The sequence below is a fragment of the Aquimarina megaterium XH134 genome, from assembly GCF_000520975.1.
Lineage (GTDB): Bacteria > Bacteroidota > Bacteroidia > Flavobacteriales > Flavobacteriaceae > Aquimarina > Aquimarina megaterium.
On record NZ_JACB01000039.1, the window covers coordinates 33514 to 59344 of the forward strand.

The 25831-nt window shown below is 33.5% G+C and carries 23 protein-coding genes and 2 tRNA genes; 23 read left to right on the forward strand and 2 right to left on the reverse strand.

Features of this window, described 5'->3' with window-relative positions:
• Nucleotides 1-91: 91 nt before the first annotated feature.
• The 22 genes from Z053_RS0120080 to Z053_RS0120190 all read left to right on the forward strand — a co-directional run bounded on the left by Z053_RS0120080 (nucleotide 92) and on the right by Z053_RS0120190 (nucleotide 22757).
• Nucleotides 92-913, forward strand: coding sequence for a C-GCAxxG-C-C family protein (locus tag Z053_RS0120080; RefSeq protein WP_025666763.1), 822 nt, complete (start codon nucleotides 92-94; stop codon nucleotides 911-913).
• A 17-nt stretch (nucleotides 914-930) separates the two neighbouring features.
• Nucleotides 931-2142 (forward strand): cysteine desulfurase family protein, encoded by a 1212-nt coding sequence (locus Z053_RS0120085; protein ID WP_035096486.1) that lies wholly within the window; start codon nucleotides 931-933, stop codon nucleotides 2140-2142.
• Between the two features lie 167 nt (nucleotides 2143-2309).
• Entirely contained in the window at nucleotides 2310-2930 is a 621-nt protein-coding gene (locus Z053_RS0120090) for a class I SAM-dependent methyltransferase (protein ID WP_025666765.1), read from the forward strand.
• Nucleotides 2931-2998: 68 nt separating this feature from the next.
• Nucleotides 2999-4993, forward strand: coding sequence for an aminotransferase class V-fold PLP-dependent enzyme (locus Z053_RS0120095; RefSeq protein WP_025666766.1), 1995 nt, complete (start codon nucleotides 2999-3001; stop codon nucleotides 4991-4993).
• Nucleotides 4994-5418: 425 nt separating this feature from the next.
• Nucleotides 5419-6678, forward strand: coding sequence for a hydroxymethylglutaryl-CoA synthase family protein (locus Z053_RS0120100; RefSeq protein WP_025666767.1), 1260 nt, complete (start codon nucleotides 5419-5421; stop codon nucleotides 6676-6678).
• A complete protein-coding gene (locus Z053_RS0120105; protein ID WP_025666768.1) occupies nucleotides 6666-7457 on the forward strand; it encodes an enoyl-CoA hydratase/isomerase in 792 nt (263 codons plus the stop codon). Before Z053_RS0120100 ends, Z053_RS0120105 begins: the two co-directional genes overlap by 13 nt.
• Nucleotides 7458-7642: 185 nt before the next feature.
• Complete coding sequence (locus Z053_RS0120115; RefSeq protein ID WP_025666769.1) at nucleotides 7643-8995, forward strand: DUF1302 family protein; 1353 nt, start codon at nucleotides 7643-7645, stop codon at nucleotides 8993-8995.
• Nucleotides 8996-9175: 180 nt separating this feature from the next.
• The gene (locus tag Z053_RS0120120; RefSeq protein ID WP_025666770.1) at nucleotides 9176-10126 is read left to right on the forward strand and encodes an acyltransferase domain-containing protein; all 951 of its coding nucleotides are present in this window, start codon (nucleotides 9176-9178) and stop codon (nucleotides 10124-10126) included.
• A 68-nt stretch (nucleotides 10127-10194) separates the two neighbouring features.
• Nucleotides 10195-10269 (forward strand) — tRNA-Cys (locus Z053_RS0120125).
• 56 nt (nucleotides 10270-10325) lie between these two features.
• A tRNA-Cys gene (locus tag Z053_RS0120130) sits at nucleotides 10326-10400 on the forward strand.
• Nucleotides 10401-10433: 33 nt separating this feature from the next.
• Entirely contained in the window at nucleotides 10434-11159 is a 726-nt protein-coding gene (locus Z053_RS0120135; RefSeq protein WP_025666771.1) for an MBL fold metallo-hydrolase, read from the forward strand.
• 55 nt (nucleotides 11160-11214) lie between these two features.
• Nucleotides 11215-11475 carry an acyl carrier protein gene (locus Z053_RS0120140; protein WP_025666772.1) on the forward strand — a complete coding sequence of 87 codons (261 nt, stop codon included), beginning with the start codon at nucleotides 11215-11217 and terminating at the stop codon, nucleotides 11473-11475.
• Between the two features lie 78 nt (nucleotides 11476-11553).
• A complete protein-coding gene (locus tag Z053_RS0120145; RefSeq protein ID WP_025666773.1) occupies nucleotides 11554-12834 on the forward strand; it encodes a beta-ketoacyl synthase N-terminal-like domain-containing protein in 1281 nt (426 codons plus the stop codon).
• A 34-nt stretch (nucleotides 12835-12868) separates the two neighbouring features.
• The gene (fabD, locus tag Z053_RS0120150; RefSeq protein WP_025666774.1) at nucleotides 12869-14059 is read left to right on the forward strand and encodes an ACP S-malonyltransferase; all 1191 of its coding nucleotides are present in this window, start codon (nucleotides 12869-12871) and stop codon (nucleotides 14057-14059) included.
• Complete coding sequence (locus tag Z053_RS0120155; protein WP_025666775.1) at nucleotides 14060-14989, forward strand: phosphoglyceromutase; 930 nt, start codon at nucleotides 14060-14062, stop codon at nucleotides 14987-14989.
• Between the two features lie 2 nt (nucleotides 14990-14991).
• Nucleotides 14992-15651, forward strand: coding sequence for a 4'-phosphopantetheinyl transferase family protein (locus Z053_RS30395; RefSeq protein ID WP_025666776.1), 660 nt, complete (start codon nucleotides 14992-14994; stop codon nucleotides 15649-15651).
• Between the two features lie 259 nt (nucleotides 15652-15910).
• Nucleotides 15911-16120, forward strand: coding sequence for a phosphopantetheine-binding protein (locus Z053_RS0120165; protein ID WP_160170128.1), 210 nt, complete (start codon nucleotides 15911-15913; stop codon nucleotides 16118-16120).
• Nucleotides 16121-16342: 222 nt separating this feature from the next.
• On the forward strand, nucleotides 16343-17029 hold the full coding sequence (locus tag Z053_RS0120170) for a DUF4386 domain-containing protein (protein WP_025666778.1): 687 nt from the start codon (nucleotides 16343-16345) through the stop codon (nucleotides 17027-17029).
• A 508-nt stretch (nucleotides 17030-17537) separates the two neighbouring features.
• Nucleotides 17538-19964, forward strand: a complete 2427-nt coding sequence (locus Z053_RS0120175; RefSeq protein WP_025666779.1) for a TonB-dependent receptor — start codon at nucleotides 17538-17540, stop codon at nucleotides 19962-19964.
• Between the two features lie 64 nt (nucleotides 19965-20028).
• Complete coding sequence (locus Z053_RS0120180) at nucleotides 20029-20358, forward strand: hypothetical protein (protein WP_025666780.1); 330 nt, start codon at nucleotides 20029-20031, stop codon at nucleotides 20356-20358.
• 3 nt (nucleotides 20359-20361) lie between these two features.
• Nucleotides 20362-20664: a hypothetical protein gene (locus Z053_RS0120185; RefSeq protein WP_025666781.1), complete on the forward strand. Its 303-nt coding sequence runs from the start codon at nucleotides 20362-20364 to the stop codon at nucleotides 20662-20664.
• Entirely contained in the window at nucleotides 20664-22757 is a 2094-nt protein-coding gene (locus Z053_RS0120190) for a PepSY-associated TM helix domain-containing protein (RefSeq protein WP_025666782.1), read from the forward strand. Before Z053_RS0120185 ends, Z053_RS0120190 begins: the two co-directional genes overlap by 1 nt.
• A 76-nt stretch (nucleotides 22758-22833) precedes the next feature.
• On the opposite strand, the gene Z053_RS30400 is transcribed toward Z053_RS0120190, so the two are convergent.
• Both Z053_RS30400 and Z053_RS0120200 read right to left on the reverse strand, forming a co-directional pair.
• Nucleotides 22834-23766: a TolB family protein gene (locus Z053_RS30400; RefSeq protein ID WP_025666783.1), complete on the reverse strand. Its 933-nt coding sequence runs from the start codon at nucleotides 23764-23766 to the stop codon at nucleotides 22834-22836.
• Between the two features lie 13 nt (nucleotides 23767-23779).
• The gene (locus tag Z053_RS0120200; protein ID WP_025666784.1) at nucleotides 23780-24457 is read right to left on the reverse strand and encodes a hypothetical protein; all 678 of its coding nucleotides are present in this window, start codon (nucleotides 24455-24457) and stop codon (nucleotides 23780-23782) included.
• 263 nt (nucleotides 24458-24720) lie between these two features.
• On the opposite strand from Z053_RS0120200, the gene Z053_RS0120205 reads away from it, so the two are divergent.
• On the forward strand, nucleotides 24721-25821 hold the full coding sequence (locus Z053_RS0120205) for a DUF2911 domain-containing protein (RefSeq protein WP_035096478.1): 1101 nt from the start codon (nucleotides 24721-24723) through the stop codon (nucleotides 25819-25821).
• The last annotated feature ends 10 nt before the right edge of the window (nucleotides 25822-25831 follow it).

The following is a 25831-nucleotide window of genomic DNA, read 5'->3' on the forward strand; positions in this document are numbered from 1 at the left end:
CAATAAACATAATCCAATCCGATCTAATCTTTTTAGAAGAAGAAATGGATTATGAACTATATATAATTAAAAACTCACTAAAATTTCCATTATGAAGGCTATTAAAGAAGGTTTAAAAGTATTATCCAGAGGAACTTGTGGTACAGCATTTTGTTCTCTGTTAAATAGCGAGTATGGTGTTCCTAACGAAATAGCAGAGATTGCAGCATCTCCTTTTGCAGGAGGACTATTGAATAGAGGATTTCAATGCGGAATGATCGGAGGAGCTGTTTTGGCTGCCGGAGCAGAATCATACCGAAGGAATGAAGACACAGGAGAAGCAATAGCAATGGCTATAACAGCTACACAACATCTGATGGAATCTTTTAAAAAAAGAACGGATACGATCAGTTGTCGGGAAATTACAGATATGGATCTTACGGGTAAATTAGCCCCTCTAAAAGTATTGTTTACGGGAAAAGCATTTGGTTGTATGAAGCTGGCAGGAAGATGGGCTCCCGAAGCAATTAAATCGGCCGATGAAGGCTTATCGGATGAATCTGTAAGTTTCTGTCCGGGGTCAGTAAGTTGTGCATCTGAGGTGGTTAGAAAAATGGGTGCCACAGAAGAAGAAATGCTTATGGTAGCTGGATATGCCGGAGGACTTGGTTTAAGTGGAAAAGAATGTGGAGCGCTTAGTGCTGCGATTTGGTATAAAATGGTGGCTTGGATAAAAAAGAATCCTGGTAAATCACCATCGTCATTTGATGACCTGGAGACCAAAAAGATGCTGAGAGCGTTTTATGTTCAAACAGACTCCGAAGTATTATGCAGTAAAATTACAAACAAAGAGTTTAAGGATATAGATGATCACTCCGAATATATTAAGAATGGAGGTTGTAAGAAGATCATCGACGCACTTGCCGCACTATAATTTAAAATATGATTACCATGCTAAAACAAATATTGAACAAGCGAAATATTTATTTCGATCATAATGCAACGACTCATATAGCACCATCTGTAAGAAGTATAATGAACCGGGTATTGAAATCTTATTGGGGAAATCCCTCATCGGGATATTCAAAAGGGAAAATGTCTGCACAAATTATTGAAAAAGCTCGAGAACAGGTTGCTACTGCGATCGGAGCTCATTCACATGAAGTGTATTTTTCTAGTTGTGCAACCGAATCCAATAATGCGTTATTGAAAACAATAAGTAATCATTTCTATCCCGATAAAAATAAAATAATATCTACACCTATTGAGCATCCATCGGTGATTCAAACACTAGAATATTTGAAGACCAAAAATATAGATGTTCAATATTGTCCTGTAGATAGTTCTGGCCGTGTATTGCTTAAAGAACTAGAAACTATGATAGATCATAAGACTTCTATGGTTTGTTGTATGTTGGCTAATAATGAAATAGGAACGATTCAGGATATTAAAAAAATATCTGAAATGGCCAAGGCTAAAGGTGCTTTGGTTTTTTCTGATTGTGTGCAGGCATTAGGCAAAATCCCTATAAACGTGAAGGAACTAGGAGTCGATTATGCTACATTTTCTGCTCATAAACTCTATGGACCTAAGGGGATAGGTGCCTGGTATGCCAAAATTAGTTGCCCTTTAGAACCTTATATTCATGGAGGACATCAAGAAGAAGGAATGCGAGCAGGTACAGAATCCATTCATAATATCGCAGGTTTTGGAGAAGCATGCAGACATGTAAATAAACTTGTATCCCTTTCAATAAAAAATGAGCCTCTTAAAAAAACATTTATTAATGAATTGAAAGCAATAAAAAGTGATGTAATTATTAATTCTCCAATAGATAACTGTTTGACAAATACTATTAATTTAACCTTTCCAGGTATTGGTAGTGGTGACTTAATGAAATCACTGGATTATAAAGGAATTGCAGTTTCTTCTGGCTCTGCGTGTAGTACATCATCTAATAAACCTTCTCATGTTTTAAAAGCAATAGGCTTAACAGATGAGGCTGCACAGGAATCGATCAGGATAAGCTTTGGATCGAAGACAAAATACCAACATATCAGATACGCATTAAAGGTGATAAAAGAATATATTGAAGAAATAGAAAGTGAAAAACTAAACTCATCTGTGAAGATCAATAGATCAGGCCTTAATTATAATAGGTAAAGATATTCACTCGGATAAAAAATAAAATAGCGCATTAAAAATTTTGAACGATTATTTAATGTAAAGAAATGATTAAATTTTTAATGTAATAAAGAAGTGTTTACACTTAGTCTCAATTTTATAACTAATTTGTAACTAAGTGATTATTAAAATTTAAATGTGTAAAAATGTATAAGTCTGAAAAATTTTGGGATAAAAGTGCTACTGGGTATGATAAGGAAGAAATGAAAGATAAGGAGGTGCGAATTAAAATTCTTCAAAAAATCAAAGGGTATCTCAAAAAAGAGAATAATGTTTTGGATTATGGATGTGCCACCGGAATATTAGCCAATGAAATTGCTAGTAATGTTGATAAGGTTTATGGCATTGATATATCGTCTGAAATGATCCGAATTGCCCAAAACAAAGCCAATGAACTACATATTCAAAATGTGGATTATTTGCATACTACAATATTCGATAAAAACTATAAATCAGGAGACTTTGATATGATATTAGCAGTCTATATGCTTCATTTATTAGAAGACCTGCCTAAGGTTTTGGAAAGGATCTATGAATTGTTAAAACCGGGAGGGATGTTTATTTCTGTAACACCTTGTTTGGGAAAAAAATCTCTTACTGGTATTGGACTATCACTTGTTAGTAAAATCGGATTAATCCCAAAACTGAAAACATATACTGTTTCAGAATTAGAAAATTCAATAAAGGATACAGGATTTGAAATTTTTGAAACCGAATGTTTACACCGTAGAGGACAGCAACATTTTATTGCAGTAAGAAAGAATTAAAAAGCTTAGTGTTAAGAAAATTATTTAAAAATAAGAACAGATTAAAAATCAAATAAAACGAGGTTCAAATGGAAACAACTATGTACAACGAGTATGGATCATCAAACGTTAGCCAGCTCAAACAAGAAGAAAATGGTATCCAAAAGGGTAATGAATCAGAAACAGCATTTGCTGAGCTGGAACGCGGAGTGCATGCAGCACTAGAAACTTATTCCAACGTACATCGTGGGAGTGGACACAATTCAATGGTATCTTCTCATCTATATGAGCATGCCAGAGACATTGTTTTAGAATATATGGGGCTTAATAAAGAGAGATATATTGTCATTTTTTGCTCTTCCAAAAGAACAAATGACTTAACATCTCAACTTAAGTCAGGAAGTTATCAGTTTTTGACAAGCCAAGAAGTAGGTTTGCCGTTGGGCATAACTGCAGTGGTAGTTGGGAAAAAAGCGTTACCTAAAGGCAGACCATCAGAATGTGGTGGTGGAACAGCCAGACTTGTTGCTGCAGACTGGATAATCTGGAATAATGGGCCAGACAAATTTGAGGCAGGTACTCCAGCCATTGTTAATGTCATTGCATTTAGCAAGGCACTTCTCTTAATGAAGCAATATGGAAAAGATATCTTTAAGAGGTTATCTCAAAAGGATCTGAGTGTAAATGAATTGATATATAAGGATGAGTTGGAGAAATACTCTGGACTAGAACTTATGAAGGAACTTAAAAAAACTTTAATAGGACGAGGTATGATTGTACCGACTATGGAAGGTGAGAGACGATTCGTAAATCTGGATAATAGTGCCAGTACACCTACGTTTACTCCAATTTGGAACACATTTCGTGAGGCGTTACGTCTACCAGAGAAAAAAAGACAAGAAGTAGTGCAAGAAGTAAAAACTATTTGTAGCGAAATCCTGGGAGCACCTCTCGAAAACTATGATATTATTTTTACCAAAAACACTACCGAATCTATCAACCTGGTATCTGAAAATCTGATCAATAATCCCGAAAATAATATTGATCCAGTAGTACTGATTTCTCTGCTGGAGCATTCTTCTAATGATTTACCATGGCGTATGATTTCCCAAAACTCTTTGATCAGGTTAGGAGTGAATGAAGAAGGTTTTATAGATTTGGTAGAGCTAGAAAAAAATCTACGAGAATATAATCTGGAGTATAAGTATGCAAAGAAGCGTATTAAAATTGTTGCTCTAAGTGGTGCTTCTAATGTTTTAGGGTCATGTCATAATATCAAGGAAGTAAGCTCGATTGTTCATAAATATGGTGCAAAACTTCTGGTAGACGGTGCCCAGGTAGTTGCTCACCTTAAGGTTGATATAGAAAAAGAAGGGATCGATTATATGGCTTTTTCTGCTCATAAAGTATATGCGCCATTTGGTACCGGGGTATTGGTAGTTAAAAAAGGATTACTCAATTATAACCTGAATGATAAGAAACGTATCCAATTGTCTGGAGAAGAAAACATAGGAGGGATTGCTTCATTGGGTAAAGCACTTGTGCTTTTACAACGTATTGGTATGGATGTGGTTCATAAAGAAGAACAAGTATTGACTAAACGAATATTAGATGGGATGTCAAAAATACCTGGGCTTACCGTTTTTGGGGTAAATGATCCTAAATCCCCTAAGTTTGATGATAGGATAGGAGTTATTGTTTTTGAAACAAAAGGAATTTTGCATAACAAGTTAGCAGAAGAGATGTTCAGGAAAGGAGGTATCGGTGTACGATACGGTTGCCATTGTGCCCATTTACTGGTTAAGAAAATAACAGGTATTAGTCCTGTACTCGAACAGGTACAACGTGTCGTTTTAACGGTAGCCCCAAAGACTCAATTACCTGGAGTTGTTAGGGTTAGTCTTGGAATAGAAAATACAGAAGAAGATGTAGACATCTTAATTGAGGTGTTACATAAACTAATTCAACAAATCAAAGAGAAACCTAGTGGGGCGCAAAAAAAGGCAAACTCAAAAGCAGAAGCCGATTTCCAGAAACAGTTGGATAATTTCTCTCAGGCAGCAGCTCAAAAAGTTTATGCTTAGTTGTTAAGATGAACATTAATATTCATGAATAGGAAATAATCACCTTACCCCAAAACATAATCTGGTTTTGGAAAATTCCTAGGATTCAAATTTTATTTACAAAAATTTCATTAGATATGCTGAGGCAGGATTTTGTTTACATATCCCGATAACCTTATTCATGTCAGATCATCATATCAGTAATTCAATATTCAGGATAAATATCAAGAAAAATAAATGATCTTGATTGAATACTTGATAATCGAGACTCAATGTTCTATTGATTAAATGATGGTCAATGACCTGTCGTGAATCAAATATCATCAACATACATTATAATTAAAAACTAAGATACAGGTAATGTAGCTTAATCTGGTATACTCAAAAGATTCGTATACCTATCACACAAAAACTTAATTTTTAACCACTTAATAATAGAAAAATATATGCGTATAGCAGGAATTGAAGCAATGAATGTCTTCGGAGGCACAACATTTTTGGACGTAGAAAAACTTGCAGAATATCGTAAATTAGATACATCTCGTTTTAAAAATCTTCTTATGAAAGAGAAAACGGTGGCATTACCCTATGAGGACCCAGTTACTTTTGGGGTAAATGCAGCCAAGCCTCTTATAGATGCTCTTAGTCCGGAAGAAAAAGATCGAATCGAACTGGTAATCTCATGTACAGAATCGTCATTCGATTTTGGGAAATCAATGAGTACTTATTTTCATGAAATTTTGGGCTTGAATCGTAATTGTCGTTTGTTTGAATTAAAAAATGCATGCTATTCTGGAGTGGCTGGTTTTCAAATGGCAATCAATTTTATCTTATCTCAAACCTCACCTGGGGCAAAAGCTCTGGTAATTGCTACAGATGTATCTCGTTTTATGATAGAAGAAGGTGGAGATGCACTCACTATGGAATGGTCATTTGCAGAACCTAGCGGAGGTGCCGGAGCGGTTGCTATGCTGGTTAGCGAGAAACCTTATGTGTTTCAAGTAGATATTGGTGCTAACGGCTATTATGGTTATCAGGTTATGGATACCTGCAGACCTACTACAGATGGCGAAGCCGGAGATTCTGACCTGTCATTACTCTCTTATTTAGACTGTTGTGAGAATTCTTTTTATGAATATCAAAAACGTGTTCCCGAAGCAAACTATGCCAAGACTTTTAGCTACCTAGCCTTTCATACTCCTTTTGGAGGAATGGTCAAAGGAGCACATCGTAATTTAATGCGAAAAGCAGTGAAAGCAAAACCTAAGGATATAGAAATGGATTTTGAAAATCGAGTAGTTCCCGGGTTGATCTACTGTCAGCGTATTGGTAATATTATGGGAGCGACAGCCATGATGTCACTTGCTAGTACGATTGAGAATGGCAGTTTTGACGCACCACAAAGAGTAGGGTGCTTTTCTTATGGGTCAGGCTGTTGTTCTGAGTTTTTTAGCGGTATTGTAGGCGAAAAAAGTAAGGAAAGTATACAGAAATTTAAGATCAAAGAGCAATTTGATAAAAGGTATGAATTAAAAATGGATGAATACGAAAATTTACTGGTAGGAAGCAATGCAGTAAAATTTGGTACACGTAATGTAAAATTAGATACTGATTTTATTTCTCAAGCCAGAAAAACACTTGATAGAGAGACACTTTTTTTAAAAGAGATTAAAGAATTTAAAAGAGAATACGAATGGATATCATAAGTAATGCAACATCATACGAAACTATAAAAACCAGATTTGAAGGAGATATTTGTTTTATTCAAATCGATCGTCCAGAAGCTAAAAATGCAATTAATAATAGACTGATCGAAGAGTTTACAAATGCACTCGATCATTGTGAAGAGTTGGCAAAAATTGTGGTTGTCGAAGGTTCTCCTGAAGTATTTTGTTTTGGAGCAGATTTTAAAGGGATTCAACAAAGTCTTGAAAACGGAACTCTGCACCAGGAACAAAATCCAGAACTAATGTATAATCTATGGCTAAAACTATCCTCAGGCCCATATATTACTATTGCACATGTTAGAGGGAAAGCTAATGCCGGTGGAATGGGTTTTGTTTCTGCTTGTGATATAGTTCTATGTGAACAGAAAGCAGTATTCAGTTTGTCAGAACTTCTTTTTGGATTGATGCCTGCGTGTGTTTTGCCTTTTCTGATCCGACGAATAGGGTTTTCAAAAGCACATTATATGACATTAATGACTCAACCTATATCGGCAAAGGAAGCATATGACTGGGGATTGGTAGATGCATATGGCGAGAATAGTAAAAATCTGTTGAGAAAACATTTATTACGACTACGCCTGCTTTCTAAGCAGGGAATAGCCAGTTATAAGAGTTACCTGAATAAATTGAATGATTTTCCAGATACTTCTAAATCACATGCTCTTGCAGCAAATATTGAAGTGTTTTCTGATGAAAGCAATCTGAATAAAATAGCAAGATTTGTAAAAACGGGGCAATTTCCCTGGGAAGAAGAGTAAATGATAAATAGAGATATAATATCTTCTGGTAAGGTTAGCTATAGAATCGGATTACTCGCACTATTTAAACCTTTTAAAAACCAAACTCAATTAGCTTTCTGGGTGTGATTTTAACTGATTTTAATACATCGTTAACACTATGAAGAAACCAAATTATTATTAATTTATTTTTTAGAGAGAGAAGCATGAAGAATTGCTCCAACTTCACCAATAATATTGTAATTAGTATTATCATCTCATTTATAAGTATTACATATGTTTATGGCCAGATTCCTATAGAAAATGATAGTATAGTAGACAGTGAGGATTTTGATATCATTGATATGGGATCTACTATGATTGAAGAAAAAGAGGGTTCTCCCTCATGGGTTTCGGATATGTTTAGTGCAATGCGTTTGGGTATACAATATGGATTTACTTATAAAGTTGAAAAACCGGATAAAATCATGAATAACCGGCTTTCATTTCGACTAGAATATTCTAAATCTTTCATGGATTACCTTTCACTTCATATAGACACAAAAATGTTTGCCTTTCTCAAAAATGATCATAGGATTAGGGATGAAAAGGATATAGTATTTGAAGGAAGAACCAGAGAAGCTTACTTGCAAACTAGTTTTAATAAAACAAGTATTAAAGCCGGAATTCAGATAGTTGTATGGGGAGAATCAGATTATGCAATTGTTACTAATGAAATAGGTCGTTTGGATTATCGGGAACCATTAAGCCTCAATATGGATGACCTTAGGATTGGGCAACCCATGTTAACGGTAGATCAATATTCATCATTTGGATATTGGAGTGCATTTTTTGTGCCTTATCCCGAATTTAACGAACAACCAAGAAAAGGAACAGGGTATTATTACGATCCTTTTGACGGAAAAGTTGAGTATCTAAAGGAAAAACAGAAAGGAAATTTTTTTGAATATGGTTTACGATGGAGAAAAACCTACGGAAAAAGTGATGTTAGTATTATGGCTGCCAGTTTGATAGATAATCAATATGCTTTACGAATGGTCACTCCTGATCTTATCGCCAAAAGTAAGCATCGGTTTTTTATGACTGGTGTCACCCTAAATCGAGCAATCAATAATTTACTCGTTAAGGGCGAAGTAGCTTTAAAATCCCGAAAAGCATATAATAATGCATCGTTTCAGATTATAAAGAAAAACGCTCTGGATGCTTCACTTGGTGTTGATTATTCTCCTAACAGTACTTTTACATTAAGTATGGAAGCAGTAAATTACCATATCATGGATTGGTCTAACCAAATCCAGGGAATGCCTAGAAACAACTACATAATCCTGATGGCCTTGAGCAAACAACTAATGAAAAATGATTTATCTTTTAGTTGGGCTTCTATGTATAATGGGCCTTATACTAATTTTTTTAATGTAGTATCAGCTTCTTACAATTGGAATGACCATATTACTCTAAATTTTGATGCACTCATTCCTATAGTAGACGATAATAGAAGTGGTTTTTACCCGTATCGTGATCAAAAACAAGTTGCCTTTAGGATTTTATATCAGCTTTAATGGCTTATGGTAAATACTACATGATGCTTTCTTGGCTATAAATAAAAAGAAAAACTGGGGCACTATAGATGTATAATATCTAACCAGGTAATCAGAAGGTTTTTAAGATTTTCTATTAATACTAGTTGTACAGAAAATGCAATGGGTTAGGAAACCCTTTCATTAAAATAAAAAAATCAAATGAATAAACAGATTATATGTATGTTCTCTGGCCAGGGTTCTCAATACTACAAAATGGGTAAAGAACTCTATGAACATAATGAACAATTTAGATATTGGATGGATCATTGCGATGAAATGATTTTTCCGTTACAAAAAACTTCCTTAGTTGATGTTTTATATAGAGGAAAAAGAAAGAGTGAACCTTTTGACGATATTCTTTATACGAACCCAGCTATATTGAGTATCCAGTACAGTATGTTCAAATTACTGAAAGAGATGGGTGTTCAGCCAGATTTTCTTTTGGGGTATAGTATGGGGGAGCTTCATGCTGCTGTTGTTTCGGGTGCCATTTCTTTAGAAGACGGGATCAGAGTGTCGGTTGATATCGCTAAACTTACTCATGAAAGAACCCAACCCGCAGGTATGTTGGCCATTATGGAATCAAAAACAATAATGACTCGCTACCCAGACCTTTTTCATAACTGTTGGCTTACGGCAGGAAATTTTCAAGAGAACTTTGTTGTGAGCGGTTTACCTCATGCTATACAAAATCTTCATCAAAACCTAAATAAAGAAAATATTATATCACAAATATTACCGGTTAAATATGGGTTTCATACTGAGCTTATAGACCCAATTGAAGAAGCTTATACACGTATTTTCGATGGTATTAAGGTAGTACCTCCCAAAATTCCGATGATATCGTCATTGCAAGCAGGAACAGTTCGGGAACTTAACGGGGATTACGTATGGAAAGCAATCCGTTATCCTGTTAATTTTGAGCAAACCATAGAAAGAATACTAGAAACTGGAGATTATACTTTTATAGATATGGGACCTAGTGGAACTTTATCAACCTTTGTTAAATATATACTTCCTTCAGATTCAGATTCTATTTCACTACAGATGATAAATCAATTTGGAAGTGATCTCAATGTCATTCAAAAGTTAAGAACCTGTTTATGTTAGTAATCTACTGTAATAAATATTTTTCAGAATTGTTTACAGAAAGTATTTTATAAAGAATAATAAGAAAAGGTGCTGTACCCAAGTGGATTAAGGGGAAGGTCTGCAAAACCTTTATTTCAGTGGTTCGAATCCACTCAGCACCTCTTAAGAACATTTTTATCTATATGTTTTGAAGTTCGAAACTATGACTTACACAAATGGCGCTGTACCCAAGTGGTCTAAGGGGAAGGTTCGCAAAACCTTTATTTCAGTGGTTCGAATCCACTCGGCGCCTCTATAAATACAAAGCACAATAATTTACACATCAATGAAATTTGAAAATCTGATAATGAATGTTGGATATACGGATACTGGTTATAGCGGTATAGTACAGGTTGTCATATTAAGAATGACTCATATGTCTATGGTAAACTATAGTTATTTGGTGGTTGACCATATTAATAATCAGGCTGTTATTGTAGATCCAGCCTGGGATATTAGAAAGGTAGAGCAGGCCCTGGAGAATACCGAAACAGTCTTAAGTGGGATTTTACTAACCCATTCTCATCTTGACCATATTCATTTAGCCAAACCACTTGCAGAAAAATACAGTTGTCCCATATGGATGTCAAACGAAGAAATTGCGTATTCTGGTTATTATGCTCCACAATTAGAGGGTATTAATATTACACCATGGTCAGTTGGCCAAATACAGATCGAACCTTTATTTACTCCGGGTCATACACCTGGTGGTATGTGTTATCTAATAGGAAACAGTCTATTTTCTGGGGACACATTATTTGCTGAAGGTTGTGGCTTATGTTTTGACGTGCAAGGAGCACATAAGATGTTTGACAGTATTGAACATTTAAAAAAAAGGATTGCACCAGATACACTCATTTTTCCAGGTCATAGTTATGGTAGATCCCCTGGTCAGGAATTTTCGCAAGTATTGAAGCATAATATATATCTGCAATTTAAAAACAAAAATGATTTTACTGCATATCGTTTAAGAAAGGGACAGAATAAGTTAAACTTTTTTGATTTTCAGTAAGGTAAAATCTTAAACCAAAAAGAAGTGTATAATATTTAAATAAATAATAGAAATTATGTCAAAAGAACATGTTTTTGAAGTAGTGAAAAATGTAATTATAGAAGTGCTTCCGGATATAAAACCGGAGCAGGTTCACATCGAAAAAAACCTACGAGAATTGGGAGCTAACTCAATTGACAGGATGGAGGTAGTTACCATGTCGATGGAAGAATTAGATCTGAAAATACCTTTAATGAGCTTCGCTCAAGTAAGCAATATTCAAGGTATGGTAGACGTATTGGTAGAGAACTATACAACATCTGTTGAAAGTAATTAATGTCGCTAATAATATTGCCAATAAGAGTATTTAAAACGAATCTAATCATTTTGATTTGTGACTAAAAAGAGATAGACAATGTTGACAACAAATAAAGTTGGAATTACCGGTATGGGAACAGTTTCTTCGATAGGTAATGATGTTTCTACATTTTGTAACTCCTTAAGGAGCGGAAAATCAGGTGTTAAAAAAACACCTATTATAGAGGAACCAAAAGTATCTGTTGATATTGCTGCTAAGATAGAAGGGTTTTCCTTCTCTGACTTTGTAGATCGTTTTCAAAATGTATCAGAAGAGAAATGCCAACATGCCAAGCGGTTAGGTAGAAGAGCCCCTTTTGGTATCCAAACGTCTATTGTTTCTGCCTTAGAAGCGTGGTTAAGTGCCAGACTACATGATAATAAGCCTTTGCCAGAACGAGTAGGGCTGGTTGTAGCAGGACAAAACAGTACTCAGAACTATCAATATGATCTAATTTCAAAATTTAAGAAAAATCCAGAATATCTTTCTCCTCGGTACGCTCTAGAATTTTTAGAGACCAATCAAGTTGGGGTCTTGAGTGAGTTATTTGATATTAAAGGAGAAGGATTTGCAGTGGGAGGAGCTTCTGCCACTGGGAATGTCGGTATTATAAAAGGATATCAACTTGTTCATGCAGGTTTGGTTGATGCATGTGTAGTGACCGGTGTTGTTGCAGACCTTTCTCCGATGGATATTCAAGGTTTTATTAACATTGGAGCTATGGGAGGTAAGAAATATTTAGATCAACCAGAAAAAGCTTGCCGTCCTTTTGATTCGCAACATGAAGGTTTTATTTACGGACAAGCCAGTGCTTGTGTAATTCTAGAATCCGAAATAAGTGCTGAAAAAAGAGGTGTCCCATTTCTGGCTGAAATCAATGGTTATGCATTAAATCTAGATAGCAATAGTGCTGCCAATCCAAATGTAGATGGTGAAGCAAAAGCAATGCTTTCAGCATTAAATCAAGCCGGGTTATCAGTTTCAGATGTTGATTATATAAATACTCATGGAAGCTCTTCTCCCTTGGGGGATAAAACCGAAGCAGAAGCTATTAACAAAGTTTTTAAAGATCATACTTCTGGTTTGTGGTTAAATTCTACTAAAGGATTAACGGGGCACTGTTTGTATTCGGCAGGTATGGTAGAGATCATCGCAACAGTCGAACAAATGCGACAAGGGTTTTTACATCCGAATAAAAACCTGGAAACCCCAGTTTGTAACAGTTTACAGTTTTGTGGTGTTGAGGCTTTTGATTATCAGTCCAATGTGGCAATAAGTAATTCTTTTGGCTTTGGCGGAATAAATACTTCGATCGTATTAAAAAGAGGAAAAAATTAAGATTTATAAACCTAATATAAAAAACAAGATAAAAATGAAGAAAACATATGTATTTCCCGGTCAGGGTTCCCAGAGAAAAGGAATGGGAGAGCAACTTTTTGATGAGTTTCCTGCGTTGATAAAGAAAGCAGATAAAATATTAGGATACTCTATTAAAGAACTTTGTTTAGAAGATGCAAATGATCAGTTAAATCAAACACAATATACTCAGCCGGCATTATATGTTGTAAACGCTTTGTCTTATCAGAAGAAAATTAAAGACGGAGAAAAACAACCAGATTTTTTAGCAGGCCATAGTCTGGGTGAGTATAATGCATTGCAAGCAGCGGGTGTGTTTAGTTTTGAAAGCGGCCTTAAATTGGTTAAAAAGAGGGGAGAACTTATGAGCCAGGCCAAAAATGGAGGGATGGCTGCTATTTTAAATTCTTCAGAAGAAAAAATTCAGGAAATACTAAAGGATGCAAATCTAACCACTATTGATATTGCGAACTTAAATGCTTCTTCTCAGATTGTCATTTCTGGTCTAAAAGAAGATATTGAAAAGGCGCATCCATTTTTTGAAAAAGCAGATATCATGTTTATACCTTTAAATACCAGCGGAGCATTTCACTCCCGATATATGAAAGAAGCAGCTGCCGAATTCGAAGAATTTATAAAGAAAACAAGATTCTATAAGCCAAAAATTGAAGTAATTGCTAATGTTACCGGGAAACCTTATGCGCATGGTAATGTAGGTAAACACCTAATAGATCAGTTATCCAACAGTGTAAGGTGGTCCGAAAGCATGACATATTTGTTGCATCAGGGAGAGATAGAGTTTGAAGAACTGGGAGTAGGCGATGTACTGACCAAATTGATTGGGTATATCAAAAGAGATTTCGCAAAAACTGTTAAGGAAAAGACCAGTAAAAAGGCAGAAGTTGGCCAAAAAAAGCATTCTAAAACAATATCCAGCAGTTCAAAGAAAACGACCAAACCAATTAAAAAAAGCAAATCGGTAACAAAAGTAGCAAAACAAAAGAAAACATCAGACCCTATTAAGCTTGTAGAGCAATGGAACGAAGTTTACCCGATAGGAACACAAGTAATCTCAGATTTTTATGAAAATGAACTAGAAACCAGGTCAGAGGCAGTAATACTGTTTGGTCATCGAGCGGCGGTATACATCAAAGGATATAATGGATATTTTGATCTAAGAGAGGTGAAACCTGTTCAAAGCAGTTAAATGAAAAATAAATTAATATTTATTTTTTTAGATGGAGTTGGTTTAGGAGAAAATGTGAAATCCAATCCATTTACCAAAGCTTTTATGCCTACACTGTTTAACCTGGTAGGAGAGGAACTAACCAATACCACAAATGTCGTTAAGCAAAATTTCCTGGTGAGAGGAATTGATGCTTGCCTGGGAGTTGAAGGAATACCTCAAAGTGCCACAGGACAAACATCTTTATTTACCGGGTATAACGCTCAGGCATTTTTAGGACATCACTTGATGGCATATCCAAATGATCAATTGATTGCATTGATCAATAAAAGATCAATTTTTAAATATGCCAAAGAGAATTATATCAAAAGCATTTTTGCTAATTCCTATACCGATGGATTTTTCAAATCTTTTGATAAGAATTCTTCAAATTATAGTGTAACTACGCGCTGCGTATTAGCTGCCAAAAATAATTTTAATACTATGAATGACCTTGTTGAAGGCAGAGCTGTACATTGGGACATTACCAACTTTACTTTACAAGATATGCCCAACAATAAGATACCTTTGATAACTCCATTTATAGCCGGAGAAAATTTAAAGAACTTAACAAATGACTACGATTTGATTTTATATGAATGTTTTTTACCAGATTTAATAGGACATAGAAAGGATATGAATAAATCCATCATGTTTTTGGAGATGTTTGATGAATTTCTTCGTGGAGTAATTCATGATAAACCAGAGAATATTCATGTTTTAATTACCAGTGATCATGGGAATATTGAAGACCTTTCCTTTGGCGGACATAGTAAAAATGAGGTTCCGTTTATTTTTATGGGAAAAGAAACACATCACTTTTTAAAAGTAAGCGCTATTAATGAGCTATTCCATACTATATTTACAAAACTATTTGATACGACCTCTATTACTAAGTTTGAAAAGATTTGAGAATGCATTCTATAGATATTTTTTTTACATCTTTTAAAGAACCACTAGAGCACAGCCTTTTTTCGGATTATCTATCCATGCTACCACCAGATTTAAGGAAAAAAAACTCACAATACCTTCGTTGGCAAGATAGACACGCGCATTTGTTTGGTCGATTACTGTTGATTGAAGCATTAAAGAGTTATGATATAGAAAACAACATTTGGGATCTTATTGCTTATAGTTCACACAAACGACCATATTTAACCTTGAAAGAATATGATTTTAATATATCCCATTCTGGAGATTATGTGATTTGTGCAATAGGAAAAAATATCAGACTTGGTATTGATATTGAAGAACACCGAAAGAGAAACCTAAAAGATTTCAGGAATTTAATGACCGCAGATCAATGGGACGAAATTAACAGTGCAAGTCGCCCGTTAAACACGTTTTATAAATACTGGACCATTAAAGAAAGTGTGATTAAGGCAGATGGTCGCGGGTTTTATATACCGCTTAATGAACTAGAAGTAAAGAATAACACTGTTCGTTTTGAGGATAAATTATGGTTTGTTAACGATTTTGTATTTACAAAAGGGTATAGTGTAGCATTAGCAACCAATCAATCATCAACATTTAATATGCAGGCTATTAACTTTTATACCTCTCATATGGTTTAGCTCGATGTATAGCATTTATAATTTCAATCTTTCGATCATATTTTTTTAATCTTGTGATAACCTTTTTTCGTTTTTATAAGGGATAAGGTGCTTATACACAAGAAAATAGTGATAGCGGTTGCCTCTACAATGTATCACTGGTTGAAGAATCACACTTACAAGTTAGCTTGGCTAGCAAATTAATTAAAAATTAATTCAAATTAAATTATAGATTATGAATAAGAACGAAAACGACATTTTTGATTTGATAGCTGCTCACGTGGCTGATATCTCATTGGACATTGCTGATGGCCCAATCATACGTTCTTCAATGTTATCTCCTCTTGGAATGGATTCTATTGGTAGAGCAGAACTAATTGCAAGGATGCTCGAAGAACTATCGTTGACAGCTTCAGCAAGAGAATTTTATAAAGCCAATAATCTTGGTGAACTTGCAGCGTTATTTGCAAATAAGCTGAAGGAACAGTGAATCCTGTTAGTTGATTAAGATTAATAATCGAATACTTTTCATTAGGAACCAGAATTGATTTTTTTGACTAAAGGCTTTCAAAAGCTTTTAGATATATCTATATGTTTTTTGTTTTCGCTTTGTACTTTTGTACAAAATTAGAAAGACCAGTTAGTCGTGTTTTTTGTTACTTATTGAATATTAATACTTATTAAAAAAAGTTTTATAGCAAAAAAATAGCTTATGTATTTGATAAAAAGTAAAGTAAGATTAGCAGGTTTGTTATTTATCGCTGGTATGGTTGCAGGGGTTTTTAGTGTAGCACCATCAATTGATTCTACAAAATATTTAACAGAAGCCGCTGCAAATTCTAATAATGTAATCATAGATGCTTTCTTTCAATTTATGATGTCGCTTGCATACTTAGGAATTGCAATTTTATTATACCCTGTAATCAGAAGGTTTGATGGTAGTTTAGCAATTGGCTTTTTTAGTTTTAGGATAATTTCTGCAACACTCGTGATTTTTGGAACAATATTATTATTGTCAATATTGGCTTTAAGTCAAGAGTTTGTATATAATTCACCTCAAAGCTCTCCAGATTTAAAAGCATTAGGAAATGTATTCAAAGTTATGCGGGATTATATAAACCATGTATTTATGGTTCTGGTTTTGTGTATAGGAAATTTTATGTTGTATATTTTATTAGTGAAATCGCGACTAGTGCCTCGTTGGCTTTCAGTTTGGGGGGTATTAGGTACATTGTTGTCTGCAATTGCAAGTATTTTGATTTTATTTCAGGTTATTGAAATTATCACAGCCGAATACTTAATTTTAAATATTCCAACAGCAATACTAGAATTGATTCTAGGGATATGGTTAATGGTAAACGGATTTGACAGAAGAGCAGGTGCAGGAATGCACGAATAAAGAAAATATCAGAAAACACAAAATGCATAAGCAAGCATTCTGTAATACGATAGAATGTTGAATAGGATATAATCTTTGGGCAAAAAGTTCGATGTTAATCTCGATTAGGTATTATTTTTATTAATAAACCTCTATACATATAACATGTATAGAGGTTTTTTTTATTGGTGATTATGGTGCTGGTAATCACTACGTATTGCTTAAAGCTTCGAATGAGAATTTAAAAAAACACCTACAAATATTATGACCTTTGGATATAGTAGCAGCTTTTTTTATATAAATTAAATATAGATCTCTGATTTCTCGAACAGTAACGTATTTGATATCGATTCTGCTCTACTAGTTCTTCCAATTTGACAGTATATTTTTTACTTGATACCAGTAAAGTTTTTTAAAAAAACAGGGTAGAATATTTTTATTTATAATCATTCTTAATAGATTTGCGGGCATGTATTATGTTTATTTAGAATAAATAAACATAATTTTCTAAATCTATTAATTATAATAAATGAAAAATCAATTACTTATCATTTTAGCATTGCTATTATCAACCTCTATTTCTTTTTCACAAAATGGAAGTATAAAAGGCACAACTGTAGATAATACTCAAACTGTAGTACCAGGAGTTAATATTATCATTAAAAACTCGACTCAAGGAGTGCAATCTGATGAAAACGGAGCTTTTGAAATCACAAACGTTGCAGACGGGGATCATATTCTTGTTGTATCCTATTTAGGATTTAAGACAAAAGAAATTCCTTTTACTATATCTAATAATGAAACCAAACAATTGGATGCTATTATTTTATATGAAGGAAATGAAATTTTAGCCGAAGTTATAATAGAAGGAGAGCGAAGAAATAAATTTTCAAGAAAAAAAACAGCTTATGTAGCTAAATTACCTTTAAAAGACTTAGAGAATACTCAGGTTTATAGCACAGTTACCACAGATTTGTTAAAATCACAAGTGGTAACAAACTTTGAAGATGCATTAAAAAATGCAGTTGGTGTTGAAAAATTATGGTCTTCTACAGGACGAGGCGGAGATGGAGCCGGATATTATTCTTTACGCGGATTTTCGGTACAACCTCAATTGGTTAATGGAATACCAGGTCTTACAAACGGAACTATTAATGCTGCAAATATTGAAAGAATAGAAGTGGTAAAGGGACCTTCTGCAACACTATTTGGTAGTGCCGTAACTTCATATGGAGGGCTTATAAATGTCGTTACCAAAAAACCATATATAGGTTTCGGGGGTGAACTTTCTTTTACATCTGGCACCTATGGCTTTAATCAAGTAAGTGGGGATTTTAATACACCATTAGATAAGAATAATAACATTTATTTTAGATTGAATACATCTTATGCCACAGAACAGAGTTTTCAAGATGCAGGTTTTAGAAAATCTTTTTTTGTAGCCCCGTCACTATCTTATCGTGTTAATAATAAATTATCCTTTTCGTTTTATGGAGAAATTTCACAGGCAGAACAAACCAATCCTATGTTTTTGTTTTTGAATAGAAGTGCACCGACTCAAGCGAATAACTTAGATGAATTAGGATACAATTATAAATTATCATTTACTAGTAATGAATTAACCTTAGAAAACCCTACGCAGAATTATAGGGTAGAAATGGATTATAAGCTTTCTGATACTTGGCAGTCACAAACCGTATTGTCAAAAAGTTCAACATCTACAAAGGGGTATTATTCTTATTTGTTTGATTTTGGAGTTTTGGGTAATGACACTTTTTCTCGTTTTATTAGTAAACAAAATTCTAACACCCAGACAACGGATATTCAACAAAACTTTACAGGAGATTTTAAGTTAGGATCAATTAGAAACAGGGTTGTTTTTGGTATAGACTATTTTAATTCAACACAAACGGATAATAGTAGTGGCTTTGCTTTTTATGGAAATATAACTCCTGAGGGAGGTTCTAGTGGGGATAATCCTTTTACACCAAATGTTGAGACTGATACATATACATTATCAGCGGCTAGTGTAGATGCCGCACTTGCATCTCAGGGAATCGCTAATATAAAATCTAAATCACATGTATATAGTGCTTATATTTCTGATGTCGTTAATATTCTTCCATCTTTATCGGCTATGGTAGGTTTACGATTAGACGTATTCGATAATGAAGGTGATCTTGCAAACTTTGAAGATGATTATGATCAAACAGCTTTCTCCCCAAAATTCGGTCTTTTATATCAACCTATAATAGATAAATTATCGGTATTTGCTAATTATCAAAATGGATTCACCAATGTAGCACCTGCTTTAGTAGGAGATCCAAATGCTGGTCCGCAGACGTTACAAACTTTTGATCCAGAGCAGGCTAATCAATTAGAATTTGGTGTTAAGACTAATTTGTTTAATAATCGATTAAATGCTTCGGTGAGTTATTATGATATTAAAGTAAAAGATCGTGTTATTACAGATCCAGCTTCACCGTTCAATAAAATACAAGGAGGAGAAGTAGAAAGTAGTGGTTTTGAAATTGAAGTAAACGCTAGTCCTATTGATGGCCTTAATATTAGAGCAGGCTTTAGTAATAATGATAGTGAAACCACAAAATCTGATAATGCAGAAATATTAAATCGTAGACCATTAGAAGCTGGCCCTGAGACGCTTTATAACTTTTGGACGAGTTATGAATTTCAAAATGGTAAACTAGATGGTTTTGGACTGGGCTTAGGCTTCAACGGTGCGAGTGAGCGTTTTGCAATCAACTATGCATCTACCGGAGAGTTTATTCTTCCGAGTTATACTGTTGCTAATGCTTCTATTTTTTATCAGGCTAAAAAATATAGAATTAGCCTAAAACTGAATAATGCATTTAATAAAGAATATTACAAAGGTTGGTCAACTATAACACCCCAATCTCCGAGAGCTATATATGCAAATTTAATATATAAGTTTTAAAATAATCTAATAGAAAACCACTCTAAATATTTTATTTAGAGTGGTTTTGGTTTATAAAAATAGAATGATAACAGTTAGTATATTATTAATTTTTTTTGGAAGTTTTTTATTATATCACACCTCAGAAAAGGGACTAATAAGCTATGATTTACCTGCTGAAAAATGGGCTCAATTAAACAAAGTCATTTCAAAGGTAATAGCAGTTATATTTTTATTGACTTCATTGATTATTATCGTTGTCTCTTTTGGAAGAACATCGGGGATACTGTTTTGGCTTTTTTTGATGATGATGATTTTAGGATTAATCATCATTATGGCTCCATTCAAAAAAGTAACATACAAACAGATTTCAGTTTTATTTTTAGGGCTATTAATACTTGAATTAATATTATAAATTATGCCAGCAAACCCAAAATATTTAGATAAATCTCCCTGGCAACAATTTGCTAAAATTTCAGCAGGAATTATAGGAGGCTATATCATTTCTGCATTATTACATATGTGTTTACCACTTTGGTTGCCTAATCCACATGAGATTTTAATTACCTCGATATTTACATTGTTCATCGTTTGGTGTGCACTTCTAATTGTTCCCTTTTTATTTAAAAATGGTTGGAAAGCGTGGTTATTATATATACTAGTAGCTATAGTATTGTTTGGGATATATTATTTAGGAAATCAAAATAATCCTTTTGTATAATGAGTAAGAGAAATCATAATATATTCTTTAATACACATACTGTAAGCGGTATTGTGATTAGTGTCGCTTTATACATTATATTTTTTGCGGGTGCATTTGCTTTATTTAAAGAAGAAATTGCAATATGGGAAGAAGGAAAACCTATAAGTCATATTGAAAGAAATGACATTGATTATGATAGAATGTTTAAAACGTTGGATGATCAATATGAACTAACTGGTAGAGATTTACAGCTTAGCTTTGGAGAAGATCGTGACCATATCTATGTTTTCATGGGAGCGAGTAAAGACTCCTTGGCATCAGAAAAAGGAAAACAACCTAATTATTTCTATGTTGATATTAATTCTATCGATACCAAAACGTATCCAGAGCAATACAGTTTAGGAGAGTTTTTATATCGATTACATTTTTTTGCGCAACTACCTTCAATTGGGATATATCTAGCCGGTTTTGTAGCATTATTTTTCTTATTTGCTATTGTTACCGGAGTTATTGTACATTGGAAAAAAATCATTCCTAATTTTTATACATTTAATCCAAAAGCAGCTTTAAAACGTGTTTGGGTAGATGCCCATACTGCTCTTGGAGTAATAGGGTTACCCTTTCAATTTATTTTTGCAGTTACCGGAGCCTATTTTTGTTTAAGTATTTTGGTATTGCTTCCTGCTAATACTTTATATAATAATAATCAAACCAAATTAATGGAGGACTTACGTCCTGAACGAAAAACGTATGAGTGGATTGCTAGAGCCGAAAAAGAAATCCCCAGTTTTAATGCCTTTTCGAAAAAAACAACAAATGATCGGTCTGATTTTCATTTAACGAGAGGTTTTATAAAAAACTATGGAGGCACCAATATGAAATATGTTTTAATTGGTGAGTATAAAGATAATAAACGCTTTATTGGCACAGGTCGTACCGTGCTTGATGTCTTTTCGGGAGAAATAGAAGAACAGAAAAGTCCTGATAAAGCGGTTTATAGTGAAGATGTTCAACGTGTTATAAGTCGCTTACATTTTGGAGATTATGGTGGGATCCCAATGAAAATTATCTATTTCATTTTAGCAATGATAACGTGTTTTGTTATTATTACCGGAGTTTTAATTTGGATTGAGGCTCGTAATAAAAAGAGCATGACAATTAGCCAAAGATTATATACCGCTAGGGTGGGTCACATTTATTTAGCTATTTGTTTGTCAATGCTTCCTGTAACTGCACTAGCATTTTTATTTGTCAAATTTTCGAATGGCTATTTTGAAGATAAGCAAACTGCGATCTATTACTTCTATTTTATTACATGGTTGATCGCTATTTTCTTTTTTCGATTTAAGAGAGATAATTATGCTACCAATAAATACAGTTTGTTACTTGGAGCCATTTTTGGATTTCTGATCCCGATTAGTAACGGAGTTATATCAGGAAATTGGATATGGAATACGTTTAATCAACATCAATTTGAAATTGTATTGGTTGATGTTCTGTGGGGCATAATTGCTTCAATTTCACTTGTTTTTTACTTTAAGATACAACCAGAAGTAAAAGCACAAAGTTCCTTTGATAAAAATCAGATAGATTATAAAAATATTTCAGCTTTAAAAGCTGAAGAAATTAAAAAAGCTAAAGCAAAACAAAATAGTAGCAATGATATAGAAGCTACTAAATTAAATATAAAAGACGAAAATCATAATTCGATAACCATGAGAACAAAAATTATCATATTGTGGATATTTATTATCCTTGGATTTATATTTCATCACATTTATGGATTAGCTAATGTGTTTTTTAAAGAATCGGTGCTTATCGAAGGTTCAACCGGAGAAACACCTTTTTGGGCACATCAGTGGCGTATTTTAATGGAAGGATTGGCCTTCTTATTTGCAGTAATGACTGTACAAGTATCTAAAAAATGGTTTAGATGGATTTCATTTATTTGGGGACTTATTGTAGCCTTATTTAATGTATATCATGTTATTGAAGCTATTATGCATGAAGCAGCTAATTACTCCGAGATTTTTATTTTACTGCTAATGGCAGTTGCAAGTATCTTTCTGGTTATAAACTTGAATAAGTGGAAAAATATTCAAATAGCATAAAATGGTTTCTCAATTTGCAGAAGTAGCAAATGTTGGTGATCAACAATAAAAAAACCTGGAATTTTTCCAGGTTTTTTTATTCCCGAATTCCTGAATGTAATATAGCCCAAACTGGAGTATATTCTGAACTTGAAGAATTTGTAATTTGTTGTATATCATTTCCATCAATTTTGGTAACAAATAAATCAAAATTATCAGTTGTTATATTAGTAAAGACGATAGCCGAACTGTCGGGAGACCAAGATGATTTAAATCTCCAATACATATTACGATCTTTATAATAATTGTACCTATTGTATGTACTTTGTAGTGTATTGGTTAAATTAATTTGATTTGCACCGGTAATATCCATTCTGTACAGATCTAAATACCCATTTCTATCCGAAAAAAAAGCAATATATTTTCCATCAGGAGATACCGATGGTGCAAAATCATTTCCAGATATATTGTTAGTTAAATTTGTAACTTTTTTACTTTTTAAAGCGATACTGTAGATATCGTTTACACCGTTTTTATTACTATAGAAAATTATATAACGACCGTCTGCCGACCATACAGGAATTCTGTTTTCTTGACCCATATTTTTGGTAAGTATTACTTCGTTTTTTCCATTTTTATCGGCTATAAAAATATGAGTGTTTCTTCCAACGTTTTTTTCATAAACGATCATATCTCCTTTTGGAGAAAAAACACCATTAGTGTAGTAGCTTGACGAATGACTAATTTTTTTTGTAGAGGTAGTGGTAAGATCATGGATAGCCAGTTTCCAGCCACCATAACGATAGGTGTTAAAAAGAATTATTTTCCCATCTGGTGAAATATCGGGGTTATATTCTCCCATCCCAGATGAATAAGGAACAACTGTTTTTTCGCTAAAATCGTTTGGATCGATACTTAATATAGACCATCCTCTATCATTGCCTTGTTTTCTAGCAAAAAGAATTTTGGATTGAGAATATCCTACAATAGTTATTAAACAGAAAAGAAAGGTTGTTTTAGGTAAATTCATTGGTTTTAATTCTCTATTTTTTAAGTAGCAAGTTATCTAACTCTTCAGTATAGGTGTCAATTATTTTATATTGTACATCTATATTCAAACTCTTTAATTTTTTAACTATGTTTTGTTTTACTTGTGATGCATTTTTATCTTTTTTAGTGTAAAACAATCGTATCGGGATTTTTAGTTGTGTCAATAGGGTATATTCTTTATTGTTATAATGCTCCCAATAATTACTAGAGAATAGGGTAAGAGAGGCTGGGGGATATTCTAAAGCAGTGATATATGTTTGTGCGGGAATACAACCATCTTTATATCCTATAAAATGAATTTTTTGATGTTTTACTTTATAGTTTTTCTTTACGAATTTTAAAAAGTCGTTGAAACCATGATGAATTGGATGACTTATCCAATCTAGTTGGCCAATAGGAACTTTTGGGACAATAATTATAAAATCATAATTTTTGTGATTCATCCACAGGTTATTTACCGACCAAATCGCTTGATCGTTTTTAGCATCAACAGATGCGAATGCTACTGCTGTATTATATGTTTTGTTGTTATCATAACCTTCGGGAAGTAACACTGTATATTCGAATGTAATACCGTTAAATGCTTTATATCTTTTAAATCCATTGGTCTGTGCAGATAAAAAATTTGTATTTACAAAAAGTGCTACTATGAATATTAAAAATGTTTTCATTTTAAGTTTTTAAGAATGTGAGAACCTTGTTTCACAACAAAACTATAGAAGATGCACTTCTAAAAAAACCGATTTGTGATGAATAGTTGATGATGTGATGGTTGGTTAATTTGGATCATTTTTTTATGCTGTATAAAGCAAATTATCACAAAGTTAACGGTCTGTCACAATCTTCTTTCTAAGGACATATTCCTGTGATAATTTTACATCCGTAAATAAATTATAAAATCATATTTAAAATGTTAAACGGTAAATCTATCAACATGAAAACATTAAAAATTAATCTATGGTTTGTCGCTGTTTTACTATTGACAACTTATAGTTATGCACAGGCTGTGGTAACCACTCCTAAGCGAAGTCCAAGAGCCGAGTTTAGTCAAACTTTTGGTATAACGAAAGTTACTATTGAGTATGGAGCACCAAAAGTAAAAGTAGTAAGAGGAGACAGAACAGGTAAAATTTGGGGACAACTAATACCTTTTGGATTGCAAAAAATAAATTTTGCTGGTAAAGGAGAAATCCCATGGAGAGCAGGAGCTGATGAGAACACGATTATTACCTTTAGTACAGATGTTAAAGTAGAAGGTAAAGATTTAAAAACCGGAACGTATGGTTTACATATGATCATTAATGATGAGAAAAATGCTACAGTGATTTTTTCTAAAAATACGAGCTCTTGGGGAAGCTTTTGGTATACTCCAGATGAAGATGTTTTACGAGTAGATGTAGTAATGAGGGACAATGCATTTCATGATGTGCTAAATTATAGTGCAACTAAGTTAGATACTAAACAAGCTGAATTTTCTCTAAGTTGGGAAAATAAACAAATCCCATTTAATGTTAGTGCAGATACACCAGTATTGGTTACCGATAATCTAAAAGACGAATTGAGAGGGCAATTTGGTTTCGGGTGGAAAGGTAAGTTCCAGGCAGCTCAATATCTTACAAGAGTAAACCATGAACCAGAATTGGCATTACAGTGGATAAATGAATCTATTGGAGTGCAGAAAATGTTTCAAAATTTAAGTTTAAAAGCTAATATTCTGTTTCAACAAGGAAAAATAAAAGAAGCTATGCCCCTTTTGGATGAAGCTGTAGACATGGCAAATAATAATCAATTAAATGGATTAGGATATTTACTTATGACAAATAAGCAATTGGATAAAGCTATATCTTATTTCGAATTAAATGTAAAACGAAACCCTAAGGATGCAAATGTATATAATAGTTTGGGTGAGGCATATAAAGCTAAAGGTAAAAACAAAGAAGCACTTAAAATGTTTAAAAAGTCGAATACATTAAATCCTCCAAAATTTGTAAAGGATAGTAATGATCAATTTATTAAAGAATTACAAGGGAAATAATTAGATCCTA